The 12,146-nt window shown below is 63.4% G+C and carries 16 protein-coding genes; 2 read left to right on the top strand and 14 right to left on the bottom strand.

Annotated elements, in window-relative coordinates; translation table 11 throughout:
- Positions 1-137: 137 nt before the first annotated feature.
- The 7 genes from LT948_RS21175 to LT948_RS21145 all read right to left on the bottom strand — a co-directional run bounded on the left by LT948_RS21175 (position 138) and on the right by LT948_RS21145 (position 5,023).
- Positions 138-728, bottom strand: coding sequence for an HvfX family Cu-binding RiPP maturation protein (locus tag LT948_RS21175; RefSeq protein WP_031635915.1), 591 nt, complete (start codon positions 726-728; stop codon positions 138-140).
- 2 nt (positions 729-730) lie between these two features.
- Positions 731-1,465, bottom strand: a complete 735-nt coding sequence (locus LT948_RS21170) for an HvfC family RiPP maturation protein (RefSeq protein WP_019484735.1) — start codon at positions 1,463-1,465, stop codon at positions 731-733.
- Complete coding sequence (locus LT948_RS21165) at positions 1,462-2,316, bottom strand: HvfB family MNIO-type RiPP peptide maturase (RefSeq protein WP_003091624.1); 855 nt, start codon at positions 2,314-2,316, stop codon at positions 1,462-1,464. The genes LT948_RS21170 and LT948_RS21165 overlap by 4 nt, the downstream gene beginning before the upstream one ends.
- A gap of 18 nt (positions 2,317-2,334) precedes the next feature.
- The gene (locus LT948_RS21160) at positions 2,335-2,649 is read right to left on the bottom strand and encodes an HvfA family oxazolone/thioamide-modified RiPP metallophore (protein ID WP_003091625.1); all 315 of its coding nucleotides are present in this window, start codon (positions 2,647-2,649) and stop codon (positions 2,335-2,337) included.
- 405 nt (positions 2,650-3,054) lie between these two features.
- Positions 3,055-3,294: an anti-sigma factor family protein gene (locus tag LT948_RS21155; RefSeq protein ID WP_003091627.1), complete on the bottom strand. Its 240-nt coding sequence runs from the start codon at positions 3,292-3,294 to the stop codon at positions 3,055-3,057.
- The gene (locus LT948_RS21150; protein WP_003091628.1) at positions 3,288-3,899 is read right to left on the bottom strand and encodes an RNA polymerase sigma factor; all 612 of its coding nucleotides are present in this window, start codon (positions 3,897-3,899) and stop codon (positions 3,288-3,290) included. Before LT948_RS21150 ends, LT948_RS21155 begins: the two co-directional genes overlap by 7 nt.
- A gap of 2 nt (positions 3,900-3,901) precedes the next feature.
- The gene (locus LT948_RS21145; protein ID WP_003104436.1) at positions 3,902-5,023 is read right to left on the bottom strand and encodes a beta-ketoacyl-ACP synthase III; all 1,122 of its coding nucleotides are present in this window, start codon (positions 5,021-5,023) and stop codon (positions 3,902-3,904) included.
- Positions 5,024-5,513: 490 nt separating this feature from the next.
- Between LT948_RS21145 and LT948_RS21140 the strand changes: the two genes are divergently transcribed.
- Complete coding sequence (locus tag LT948_RS21140; RefSeq protein ID WP_003091630.1) at positions 5,514-6,029, top strand: ankyrin repeat domain-containing protein; 516 nt, start codon at positions 5,514-5,516, stop codon at positions 6,027-6,029.
- Positions 6,030-6,032: 3 nt separating this feature from the next.
- On the opposite strand, the gene LT948_RS21135 is transcribed toward LT948_RS21140, so the two are convergent.
- The gene (locus tag LT948_RS21135; protein ID WP_023105117.1) at positions 6,033-6,503 is read right to left on the bottom strand and encodes a cysteine hydrolase family protein; all 471 of its coding nucleotides are present in this window, start codon (positions 6,501-6,503) and stop codon (positions 6,033-6,035) included.
- A gap of 112 nt (positions 6,504-6,615) precedes the next feature.
- Between LT948_RS21135 and LT948_RS21130 the strand changes: the two genes are divergently transcribed.
- Positions 6,616-7,029 carry a hypothetical protein gene (locus LT948_RS21130; RefSeq protein WP_003091632.1) on the top strand — a complete coding sequence of 138 codons (414 nt, stop codon included), beginning with the start codon at positions 6,616-6,618 and terminating at the stop codon, positions 7,027-7,029.
- 38 nt (positions 7,030-7,067) lie between these two features.
- On the opposite strand, the gene LT948_RS21125 is transcribed toward LT948_RS21130, so the two are convergent.
- The 6 genes from LT948_RS21125 to LT948_RS21105 are packed head-to-tail and all read right to left on the bottom strand — an operon-like array spanning position 7,068 to position 12,141.
- Positions 7,068-9,749, bottom strand: coding sequence for a T6SS phospholipase effector Tle1-like catalytic domain-containing protein (locus tag LT948_RS21125; protein WP_073657376.1), 2,682 nt, complete (start codon positions 9,747-9,749; stop codon positions 7,068-7,070).
- Complete coding sequence (locus LT948_RS21120; RefSeq protein ID WP_071534297.1) at positions 9,734-10,285, bottom strand: DUF3304 domain-containing protein; 552 nt, start codon at positions 10,283-10,285, stop codon at positions 9,734-9,736. The genes LT948_RS21125 and LT948_RS21120 overlap by 16 nt, the downstream gene beginning before the upstream one ends.
- On the bottom strand, positions 10,273-10,476 hold the full coding sequence (locus LT948_RS33370) for a DUF3304 domain-containing protein (protein WP_071534090.1): 204 nt from the start codon (positions 10,474-10,476) through the stop codon (positions 10,273-10,275). Before LT948_RS33370 ends, LT948_RS21120 begins: the two co-directional genes overlap by 13 nt.
- On the bottom strand, positions 10,473-10,823 hold the full coding sequence (locus tag LT948_RS33200) for a DUF3304 domain-containing protein (RefSeq protein ID WP_170869368.1): 351 nt from the start codon (positions 10,821-10,823) through the stop codon (positions 10,473-10,475). The genes LT948_RS33370 and LT948_RS33200 overlap by 4 nt, the downstream gene beginning before the upstream one ends.
- The gene (locus LT948_RS21110) at positions 10,808-11,329 is read right to left on the bottom strand and encodes a DUF3304 domain-containing protein (RefSeq protein WP_033995040.1); all 522 of its coding nucleotides are present in this window, start codon (positions 11,327-11,329) and stop codon (positions 10,808-10,810) included. The genes LT948_RS33200 and LT948_RS21110 overlap by 16 nt, the downstream gene beginning before the upstream one ends.
- Positions 11,326-12,141 carry a DUF4123 domain-containing protein gene (locus LT948_RS21105; protein ID WP_023097359.1) on the bottom strand — a complete coding sequence of 272 codons (816 nt, stop codon included), beginning with the start codon at positions 12,139-12,141 and terminating at the stop codon, positions 11,326-11,328. Before LT948_RS21105 ends, LT948_RS21110 begins: the two co-directional genes overlap by 4 nt.
- Positions 12,142-12,146: the final 5 nt, after the last annotated feature.

Below are 12,146 nucleotides of genomic sequence, written 5' to 3'. Positions count from 1 at the left end.
TCTTGGCGATGGCAGATTGCAGCCAAATTGCATGGAGATAAATGTTTCATTACAGAGGAACTTTTTATCTCCAATGCGAATAACGCGAAAAGCCCTCTACTACGGGCCTTTCGGGTTATTCGATATGGGTAGAAAGCTCAGCGCAATTTTCGCGCAATCCAGAAGTCAGCAGAAAGCCACTTGCCGGCGCCGCCGAAGAACAGCGCGAGCAACATCACCAGGTAGGTCGCGGCGAACTCGATGCCGTTGTTGACGATGGCGAAGCTTCCGCTCGACGTCAGCCAGTCGTAGTTGCCGTATTCGCGCAGGATTTCCCGGGCCCGCACCAGCTTCTCGCCGGCCTCCAGCACCTGGGCGTTGGCGAACGGCGCGGACGGATCGGCGATCGCCTGCCAGCCGTTCGGCCAGTGCACGGCGAAGATCGCTACCAGCATGGTCACCATCAGCGGCAGGCTGATCCAGCGCACGGCCAGGCCGCACAACAGCAGCACGGCGCCACCGGCCTCGCTCAGCGCGGCGAGCCAGGCCAGCAGTTCGGGAAACGGCAGACCGAGTCCCCAGTCGGGATTGCCGAACCACTCGATGGTGGCCGGCATGTCCGCCAGCTTCTGGCTGCCGGCCATCCAGAACACCGGCGCCAGGTACAGGCGCAGCGCCAGCGGGGCGAGGAAATCCGCTCGACGGGTGACGTCGAGGGCATGCTGTAAACGCAAGAAGACAGTCTTCATCATCACTCCAGAGCGCCCTCGCCCATGAGGATGCCCTGGGCGTGCCAGTCCTCCAGCAAGGCGAAGGCATTTTCGAAATACTCCGCGTCGGCGCTCAGGCCGCAGCTTCCGGCCAACTCGCGCAACAACGGCAGCAGCGTCACCGGCGCCTCGCCCTCCTCGCTCAGGCGCTGCGCGAGGCGATAGGCGAATGGCGACAGGTGCAGGAAGCGCACCCGCTCCGCCGGATCGCGCCAGACCAGCAGGCAGGTCGGCTCGGCCGGCGGCTCCACCGGCCGATGGCTCGGCCCCAGGCGATGGACCGGCCAGCGATAGGCCAGCGGCCAGGCCAGTGGCGACCACGACCAGGCCTGCGGCAGCGTCTCGACAGGCGCCTCGGCCAGCGACAGGGCCAGCTCGACCCACTCGTAGTGAGCCAGCTCCAGCAGGAAGGGCGGATCGCCCTCCTCCGCGCGGTAGCCGTCCTGCAGCCAGCCGATGAACTCCTCGCCCAATTGGCTGAAGTACGGTGTGCGGCAGCGATGCTCGCGCATGAAGGCACGCACCAGGCGATGCCAGCGCGGCTCGTCGAACAACCGGCGCAGGACCGGGAAACCGCTGCTGATGAAACCGTCCAGGTTGTTGAAGAACAGTTCCTCGTAGATCGCCATGCGCTCCGTCGCGATGCCGGGCGGCAAGGCCTGCTGCGGATCGCGGATACGTGCGGCGAAACGCCGTTGCAAGGTCGTGTGGTTCATGTGCCGTACCCCAGGCTGCGCAGTTGCGCTTCACCGCTGCGCCGCTGCAGCTCGCGGATGCGATCGGTTTCGGCATACAGCTCGCTCAGTGGCGGGAGGTTGAAATCGCGCTCCAGCAGCGTCGGGCGTTCGCCATGGCAGGCATAGGCATGTGCCAGCAGTTCCCAGACCGGATCGCAGACCGGCGCGCCATGGGTGTCGATCTTCAGGCTGGCGCCCTGTTCGTCGTGCCCGGCCATGTGCAGGTAGGCGATCCTCCGGCTGGGCATCGCGGCGATGTAGGCGTGTGCGTCGAAACCGAAGTTGCAGGCGTTGACGTAGACGTTGTTGACGTCCAGCAGCAATTGGCAATCGGCTTCCTCCAGTACCGCGCGGACGAAATCGACCTCTTCCAGCTCGCCCGGCAAGCGCGCATACGCCGAGACGTTCTCGACGATCAACGGCCGCTCGAGGACGTCCTGTACCACCCTGACCCGTTCGGCGACCCGGCGCACCGACTCGTCGCTGAACGGCAGCGGCATCAGGTCGTAGAGCTGGCCGTCGTCGGCGCAGGCGGACAGGTGCTCGCTGTAGGCACGGATGCCATGCTGCTCGATGAAACCCTTGATCGCGCGCAGCAACGACATGTCCAGCGGGGCGTAGCCGCCAAGGTTGAGAGACAGACCATGGCAGAGGAACGGCAGGCGCTCGGTCAGCTCGCGGAACTGGCGACCAAGACGGCCGCCGATGCCGATCCAGTTCTCCGGGGCGACCTCGAGGAAGTCGACCCGGACCTCATCGCCGGCGCCGAGCGGCTCCAGCAGCGCGCGACGCAGGCCTAGCCCGGCGCCGCTGACGAATTCCCGTTGCATGGTCCGTCTCCTCAGGCCTTACGACTTCTTCTTGTCGGCGCCGCAGTTGCCTTCGCCGGCCTTCTTCTCGCCACCGCAGGAACCTTCCTTGGCCTTGCGATCCGCACCGCAGCTGCCTTCATGGCCGGCCTTGGAGGCTTCGCGCTTGCCCTTGTCGGCACCGCACTTGGCCTCGCCGCAGGAACCTTCCTTGGCCTTCTCGGCGGCAGCCACGCTGTAGCCGCTGCTCAGCTCCTGCACGGCGAAGGGATTCTGCGCGGCATGCGCGCCGACACTGGCTACGCCGAGCAGAGCAGCGCCGACGACGGAGGAAGCGAGGGAAATCTTTTTCATGGGTAACTCCTGAAGTTGGTAGCGGGCGCCGGTATGGCGTCCTCGCTCCAATGGACGGAGCACCCCCGGCGGCGTTACAGCGGAGTCGAAAAAAATTTCCCGTCCCTTTGCCTGAACTCAGGGATTGCCCCTGCTGGAGAAATATCGGTCGGCGATATCCGCCAGGTCCCAGGCGTTCTCCTCGACTTCGGATGCCCGCCCAGCGAAACGGATTGCCGCCCCTCCGTAGGGCGCATATCGCGCAGCGATATCCGCCAAGCCCAGCCACACTCCTCGACCTCGTCACGCGGAAGAGAGAGCCGCCCACGCCAGGCCGGGTCCGGTTCGCCCGCGCCGGATAGCGGAAACGAAAAAGCCGCCGCCCACGAATCGCGGGCGGCGGCTTGGTGTCGAGGGTACCCCGGCTCAGCGCCGCGCGGCGTCCTTGCGCAACTCGGAGAGATGCGCGGCCAGGCGGTCGAGTTCCGGCCCCTGCCCTTCCGGCAGATGGCGCACGGTCGCCTGGGTCAGGCGCATCTGGCGGATGAAGCGCCGGCAATGCCGGCACATGAGCAGGTGGCTGCGCACCGCCAGTTGTCCGCGGAAGTCCAGTTGCCCATCGAGAAAGTCGCTGGACCGGGCGACCAGTTCCTTGCAACTCAGCATTGGCCGGTCTCCTCGAAATGCTCCAGGGTGGCGAAGACCTTCAGGCGGGCGCGATGCAGCAGCACCCGGACATTGGAAAGCGTGATATCCAGGAGATCACGGATTTCCTCCAGCTCCAAGCCCTGGCGTTCGCGCAGGGTCAGCACGCTGCGCTGCAGTTCGGACAGACCGTTGAGGGTCTTGTCCAGGCAATCGCGCAGTTCGCCCTCGGTGAGCAGGGCTTCCGGCGAATCCTCGTGCCAGGCGTGCGGCGGCTGGCTCCAGTGACCGTCGGCGGCAAAGCGCTGGTCATCCACCGTACCATGGGGCCCCGGCAGGTCGTCGAGGAAAACTTCCCGGCGAACCTGGCGCAAGCGGCTCTTGGCGGTATTGGCGGTAATGGTCAGCAGCCAGGTCTTCAGGCTCGAACGCCCCTGGAACCCGTCCAGTCCGCGAACCGCCGCAAGCCAGGCGTCCTGCACCACTTCCTCGGTATGCGATCTGCCGATGATCGCCCAGGCCACGGCCCGCATGGCGCCCTGGTAGGCGCCAACCAGCTCGCGGAAGGCTCGCTGCTCGCCGGCCAGCAGGCGCGGCAGCAGCTCGGCGTCGGTAGGCGCCGCCACGATCAGTGTTTACGCAGGATCACGCTACCGATCGAGTAACCGGCGCCGAACGAGCTGAGCACCCCGATGGCGCCGCTGGGCAGGTCATCCTGGTGCTTGTGCAGGGCGATCACCGAGCCGGCGGAACTGGTATTCGCGTAGCTGTCGAGGATCACCGGCGCCTCGTGCGCCTCGGCGTCGCGGCCGAGCAGCTTGCGGGTGATCAGCAGGTTCATGTTCAGGTTGGCCTGGTGCAGCCAGAAGCGCTTGACCTCGGCGACCTGGATTTCATTGGCCGCCAGGTGCTCGCCGATCAGCTCGGCGACCATCGGGCAGACATCCTTGAACACCTTGCGGCCTTCCTGGACGAACAGCTTGTCGCGCTTGCCGATACCGCTCTCGTCGGCGCGGTTGAGGAAGCCGAAGTTGTTGCGGATGTTGTTGGAGAACTGGGTCAGCAGCCTGGTGCTGACGATGTCGAACTGGTGCTTCGACACGGCCAGGTCGGCGCGCTCGACGATCACCGCGGTGCAGGCGTCGCCGAAGATGAAGTGGCTGTCGCGGTCGCGGAAGTTCAGGTGGCCGGTGCAGATCTCCGGGTTGACCATCAGGATCGCCCGCGCCTGGCCGGTCTGGATCGCGGTGGTGGCGGCCTGGATACCGAAGGTGGCCGAGGAGCAGGCCACGTTCATGTCGTAGCCGTAGCCCTGGATGCCCAGCGCGGCCTGCACCTCCACCGCGATCGCCGGGTAGGCGCGCTGCAGGTTGGAGCAGGCGACGATCACCCCGTCGATGTCGGCGGCGCTGCGGCCGGCACGCTGCAGCGCCTCCCTGGCGGCGGCCACGGCCATCTCGCAGAGGATCGACCACTCGTCGTTGCTGCGCTCGGGAAGGTACGGAACCATGCGCTGCGGGTCGAGGATGCCTTCCTTGTTCATCACGAAGCGGCTCTTGATGCCGGACGCCTTCTCGATGAACGCCGAGCTGGACTCGGCCAGCGCCTCCAGTTCGCCCTTGGCGATGGCCTCGGCGTGCTGGTCGTTGTACTGGCGCACGAAGGTATTGAAGCTCTCCACCAGCTCATCGTTGGAGATGCTGTAGGGCGGAGTATAAAGACCGGTTCCGCTGATGACGGCTTTATGCACAGTTGTTCCTCTTCTCTCGCTGGGCCGCCGTCGAACGGGGCCGATTAGGCATAGCGGTGCCCGCCTGGGGCCGGCACCGGAAACGGGTTCGCTCGCGGCGATGCCGGGCGCTCTACGAAAAGACGTTGGCGGCGCGCTTTCGTACAGGGCCCGGGCAAGGTCGGCCATTGCGCAGTGTGCCACCGCCTCGCTTCGGCAAGCACGCGCACCGCTCAGTGGTATCGAAGGCGACAAGGATATTCCAGAGTGCGCGCCGGGCACAGCCGATAGGCGCACGATCGGTTTATTTTCCCCGTTTTCGCCACCGATATCCGTATCGAACTGTAAAGACGACGCAACCAGGCCGGCTTCCGGTCACAGCAGGCTGGCACCTTCCCACCCCAACCATCGATTGAATTTGCCAACCCGCCCCATAGGCAATGCTCAACAGCCCACCTCGGCAAGGCCGCCTATCATTCGGCAAACCCGGTATTCACAAGGAAGCAGCCCCATGACCGATAGCCCTCGCCCAGAACTGGATATGGAAACCCAGGAGTTCGTCCACCAGCTGTTCGACCTGGCCCGCCAGGGCAACAGCCAGCGCCTCGAGCAACTGCTGCAACAGGGCCTGCCGCCGAACCTGCGTAACCACAAGGGCGATAGCCTGCTGATGCTGGCCAGCTACCATGGCCACGCCGACACGGTACGCCTGCTGCTGGCCTACAAGGCCGACCCGGACCTGCGCAACCTGGCCGGGCAGACACCGCTGGCCGGCGCTGCGTTCAAGGGCGACCTGGCGATGGTCGAACTGCTCCTCGCCGGCGGCGCCGACGTCGAGGGCGCCTCGGCCGACGGCAAGACCGCACTGATGATGGCGGCCATGTTCAACCAGGCCGAGGTCGCCGCCAGCCTGCTGGCCCACGGCGCCCGTCGTGACGCCCAGGACGCCGCCGGGCTGACGCCGCTGGCGGCGGCGCGGATGATGAATGCCGAGGCCACGGTCGCGCTGCTCAGCCGGCCCCACTGAGCCTCAATCCTCCAGCACCTCGGCCAGGCTGACGACCTGGCCGAAATGATGCTTCCACAGGCGCACACCCAGCTCCCCCGAGCGATCCAGCGAGGAGCCGAGCACCAGGTCGCCGACCAGGGTCGGTTGCAGGCCGGCGTCGAACAGGGCGAAGCCGGCGGCGAGCACGCAGGTGTCGGCCTGGATGCCGCAGACCAGCACCCGTTCCGCTCGCAGCGCACGCAGATGGTCGACGAGTTCCGCCGTCGGCAGGTAGCCATGCTTGACGAAGACCCGGTCGGCCGCCACCAGGCAGGCATCGTCGAGCGGCGGTCGCCAGCCGAGCTGGCGCTGGAACGGCGTACGCGACTCGTCATGGCGCTCGACGCTGGCCACCGAGGGCATCCGCCCGAGCAGTTGGCCAATGCCTTCCAGCAGCCAGTCCGGCGGGGCGAAACAGGGTTGCACGTCGACGATCAGCAGGGCCTGGCGCATCGGTAGTCAGCTCCGGGAGAACAGGCCAGGCATTCTAGCCCACTCCGCCCCGTCGCTCCGCGCTCCAGCGAAACTGGGCTAGCCTGAGGAAACCTTTCGACGGAGAGCCTTCATGCGCCCGATGTACGCCGTAGCGATCCTTTTCCTCCTGGCTGGCTGTTCCTCGGTTCCCGCCGAGAAGACCCGGGCGATCCCCGCCGAACGCCTGCTCGGCTACCAGCAACCGGTGAGCGGTGGCGGCCGGCTGGAAGTCCACCGCGACTATGGCTACCTGGGCGGCGGCTGCTACGTGGCGTTCCTTATCGACCGCCAGGTCGCCGCGCGCATCGGCGTCGGCGAGGAAGCCAGCTTCCAGGTGCCGGCGGGCGAGCATGTGGTCGGTATCGGCATCGATACCCAGGACGACACCCTCTGCGGCAAGGGCCTGCTGAACCGCGAGCTGAGAACCCGGATCGCCGCGGACGGCAACGCGCGCTTCCGCATCGTCAGCGAGGCCAGCAGCGGGTTCGACATCCGCGCCGAATGATCCGGGGCGACAGGTCGGCCGCGTTCGCCGGTCGAGGTTCAAAGCGATTCCATCAGGTCCTTGCCGCGCTGCAGCCAGCCCGGCGCCGAGCCGGGGCTCGGCGGTTGCGCCTGCTCCGTACCCATGTCCTGCAAGGCCTGCTTCGCCTCGGCGAGCCAGGCCGGGGTCGCCGCCGCGGGCGCCTGGGTGAGTTCGGCCTTGGCCACCAGCCCGGCCAGGCTGCCCAGGTCGCGCGCCTTGAGCGCCTCCACGGTCTGCTGAGCCAGCAGCACCTGCTGCAATGCGGGCGATTGCACCGCCGCGACCGCCAGCGGCGGCGGTGGCGGCAACTGGCCGATCTGCTCGACCTTGTCGCCAGGCTCGCGGGTGAAGGCCCGCAGGTTGTCCAGCGCCGCCCCGCCGACCATCGGCAAGGCGATCCCGGTCAGCGGGTCGAAGGCGCTGATCTCCGGCAGGCCGACCTTGCCGCTCAGCAGCGGACGCGCCAGCGATGGCAGGAACAGCCCGAGCAGCATCCGCGGATCGCGACGCTTGACGCTGAGGCCGACGCTGGCCAGCATCACCCCGACGCCTACCACCCGCCCGGCGGTGGCCAGTACCGAGAGCCGCTTGTTCGACTCGTTGTCGAAATGCACCAGGCGATAGCGGAAGTAGTCGGTGAAGGGTTCTCGCGGGCCTATCGCCGAAGTGTTCATGAACCAGGCGCGGGAGTCGTGCACCTGTTCGTCGAATAGCGCCACCAGTTTTTCCTGGCCCGGCGCCACCCGGTCGGGAGCGCTGAACAACTGGTGGTAGCGCGCGCTGCCGTCGCGGTGGATCTGGCTGTATTCCTCGGCTTCGTCTTCCTCGTTGATCAGGAATACGGTGCCGCCGAGCAGCAGGTCGATCACTCCCCCCACCGTCATGCCGTCGTCGAGCACGCCCCAGTCGCCCTTGTAGTCATGGGCGAATTCGGCGGCGGCGCCGAGCAGTTGGCGCTGGTCCAGCGGCGGGTCGAACTGCTTCTCCACCCGCAGGTCGCGCAGTTGGTCCTCGCCGCCGATCAGCGCCACGTTGCGATCCCACTCCGCCTGTTCGGCGGCGCTCATCGGCGGGAGCGGCTCGCCCTGCTGGGCGGCCGCGTACTCCCGGCTACGCCGCTTGTGCAGGGCCTCCCAGGCCTTCTGCTGGGCTTCCGGCATGTCCGGCGGGACATTGGCGAAGAACGCCTTGTTGCGCAGCCCGCCGGCATAGCGGTCGATGCGCCAGGCGGTGATCAACGCGGTCTCGCGACGGATCACCTCTTCCAGGGGGCCGGCCTTGGCCTGGGCCTGCCAGGCGTTGAAACGGGTGGCGAGTTCTTCGGAGACGCTGAACTCCGCTTCGGTTTCAGGCGTCATCTCCCGCCAGACTTCATGAAAGTCCGGATGAACGGCTGATTTGGGAACCTGCAAAGGAGCACCGGCACCAAAAGCTTCCGCATACATATGCTGCAGCGCTATCTGGGATAGCAGGAATTCCGAACCTCCCACCGCCTTACCCTGGTTGCCAACGCCATAACCCCCTCCAACATCCGAGTGAACACCAGGGTATGCATATTCCACCGTACCCTGCCGATAGCAGGAAGGCCCCGTACGACGTCCGTTGGCATCCAGGTCGCGACGGCGAATCGAATCCAGCGGAAAACTGGCACGCTGCTCATGGCATGAGATCAAATGCACGCAACGTTTCAGAAAAGAGCAGTCCTCTGGCAGGATGGTCGACAGGCACTGAGCCTGGGCCTCATCGGGCAAACGCATGGTGTCGTCGGCCCAATCCATATGCCCGGCGGCGAACGGCGCGCTATCCGCCAGGCCCACGGCGGCCACGGTGTCGAAAAGGCCGAGGAACTCGATGGAGATCGGTAGGCCGGCGAAGCGGTATTCCACCCGACCGTCGGCACCGCTGGCCCGGGTCAGTTCCTGCAGCCAGTTGGCGAATGTCCGTGCCTCCGCCGCCCCACGGGAGAATCCATAGACATACAAGCGCATGGCCAGGATATGCGGTTTCTGCCCTGAGTCCTGACGCTGGCGAAGCTTTTCTTCCAGTTCCTTGAGTTTTGGCTCCAAGGCAGCTCGGCGTTTTTTCTCGCCGTTCTCCAATAACCCACCGGTTAGAACCTTGGCAACTCCATTAGTTGCCATGTTCTCAATCATTGTTTGAGACTCATCTAGCAGAAGAGGACTTTCTGGGGTAAGCGTTCCTTGCAAAACATCAACCAAGCGGGTTATTCCCCAGTTTACTCTGTTCTCCCCACCAGCCGCCGCAATCAAACCGAGACTCGACGGAGTATATTCCCGAATATCTGGAAATACCGTACCAACCCCAGGGCAGTAATATCGAAAGAAACCCAACCCTTCCTGCACGGAACCTTCTCCGACAGAAGCATGAAATAGCTTTGCCACATTACTTCTAGAAGGCGGCAATGATGCACCATCAGCCCGATCATTATTATTAGTGCCATCATAGCCTATGCTCACATGCAGAGTCTTACAACAAGGTATTCCACTGCTTTCTCCGCCACCCTCCCTATCCCCCTTGATTTTTTCCTCATTATACTTCCGCTCTTCTTCTACCTGCCGACTTATATTCTTAGAGAGAACACTTGGCTCAAGCGGAAGAAGCCTTTCCTTCGGAAATTCAGGAGCAACACTGACAGTCACACGAATATCTTCTCGCAAGACATTTATTTCTTCGGACATTCTGCCACTCTCTCCATAACCATCGGATAGTTATAAGGATATCCAGGGTACCCCGGAGAAGTGGCCGCAGCAGTTATACGAACCTGATTGCAAGGCAGAAAGTGAACTCTTATCGGCCCAGGCCTTTCATACCTAGGTATTTCAACAACCGCCTTGTGATGCGTGTAATTTTTAGCATGTCGTCGATAGTCCTGCATATCCAGACTCCCGTACCGATCTCGCTTTAGTTCAGCCTTAGGATTAGGATCAATTTCCCACTCTACAATCGCCTCCAAACCCGGCACCCAGTACTTTGGAATCACGCCACAACATACTTGCCCACCTCCGCCCTGATGAGGGCCCAGGTTTGGCCCCCCGGCACCATTCACCGTAAATTCGTTAATCGCCGCCGAAGTATGGTTGTAACCCATGACAGGTGCAGACAGCACTTCAGGCCCAGCTTGGCATGCCACCAGCCCAAAGAAGGTGCCGAGAAAAACCACCAGCCCAATGGACTTTTTATTTCCCACACAGATCAAGTTCATCAACTTCTGCATGACATACCCCTCATATCAAAGTAACCTTTATTCGGATATTCAGGATGAAACGACGTATAACAGGCAGCTGAAGTAGCAACCTTATCACATGGAAGAAAGTGTATTTTTAGCGAACAAATCTCCTTACTATCACAAGAAGGTATATCGACAGTTTCCTTATGACGAACATACAAGAGCCCATGCTCTCTCATACGTTTTCTCCAGCCATCTGAAAATATCTTTCCGGCCAGTCTTTATAATCCCCTGACTCAGGATCTACCTCCCACTCTACGGTTGCCTTCAAGCCCGGCTTCCAAACTCTAGGAACGACACCACAACATACCTGCCCTGCTCCCCCCTGAAATGGACCAAGGTTTAATCCGCCAGCACCATTTACACTGAATCTGTTAATAGCCGCCGAAGTATGGTTGTATCCTCCGATAGGAGTAGACACCATATCAGGGCCTGCCTGGCACGCTTGTAAAAACAAAAAACCTATCAGTAAAGCAATCAGCCAAACAGGTGTCCTTAACCCCTTTGCATTCAAGAGCTTTTGCATGAAGACTCTCTCTTCTGAAAATACTTTCTATCTGGATACTCTGGATGCCCCTGGCTGTAATAGGTTGTTGAGACCGCGACCTGGTCGCACGGGAGGAAATGCACCTGCAACAGGCATATTTTTTCACTATATCTAGGTATATCCACGATCATCTTGTGTCGGGTGTAGCTTGAGGCATGTCTCAAGTAATCATCTTTATCCAGCCGTCCATATTTATCTCGCCTTATAGCGGCGTGCGGTTTGGGATCTTTCTCCCATTCCACGACAGCTTTCAAATTTGGATTCCACTTCTTTGGAATCACTCCGCAACAAACCTGGCTACCATCCCCCTGATAAGGGCCTAAACGCGGTCCACCCGCCCCATTCACCGAAAACCAATTGATCGCCGCGGACGTATGGTTGTAACCCATCACCGGCGCCGCCAGCATGTCCGGCCCGCTCTGGCAGCCCGCGGCCAGCAGGGGCCCCGGAAGCAGGGCGGGAAGGCCGATGCCGCGCCCGTTCATGCGCGACTCGTTCCCGCCGGGGAAAAGCCGGGGCCGGGGGTCTGTTCGCACAGCCACTGGGCGACGAAGGCATCGCGCTGGTCGAAGTCCTGCAAGCCCTGGCGGTCGGCGGCCAGGTGCGCCTGGACTAGATGCTGGAGCAGGCTTTCCTGGCCGCCCAGGCCATGCTCGCGGGGCAGCACGAAGTATTCGCGGCGGTAGGTTTCGGCCTCGCTCCAGGCGCGCAAGGCGGCGACTTGGTGCGCTTCCAGGCGGAGGGCCGCTTGCAGCGGCGGCGTCTCGTGGGCCTGGTAATGACCGGCCAGCGCCCTCGGCCGGCCGTCGCGGTCCAGCCAGTGCCAGCTGGAAACCGGGGCATGCAGGTAGCGGCTCTGCCAGGGGTCGAGCATGTCGCTGACGGCCATGAACAGGCCCGGCTCGTAGAAGCGCAGCACGCCGCTGGAACGGCCCTGGTTCCACTCGGCCTGGGTGCAGCTGCGCAGGTGCTCGCCCAGGCGCGGCAACGGCCAGGGGCTGAACAGGAGCATCAGGTGGCGGCGGCAGTCGATGCGCTCGAGCAGCTCGTCCAGCCAGACCGCGTGGCCGTCTTCCAGGCGCAGCAGCAGCGGGCCCTCGTCGGCCAGGGCGGCCTCCGGGGTTTGCTCCAGCAATTTGAACAGTGCCGGAGGATCGCTTTGCCGCGCGTGCTCGGCGAGCAAGGGATAGTCGTCCAGCCCGGTGGCATCGACCAATACATCGATGTGGGTCTGCAAGCCGCGATCGCGGGAGCGCTGCCACAGCTCGCGGGCCCAATGGCGGGGGTTCGGCGTCATCGCGG

The organism is Pseudomonas sp. CP-1, assembly GCF_021213715.1.
In the GTDB taxonomy this organism is placed as follows: Bacteria; Pseudomonadota; Gammaproteobacteria; order Pseudomonadales; family Pseudomonadaceae; genus Pseudomonas; species Pseudomonas aeruginosa.
Note: the sequence above shows the minus strand (reverse complement) of the source record. Positions and strands in the feature narration are given on the sequence as shown.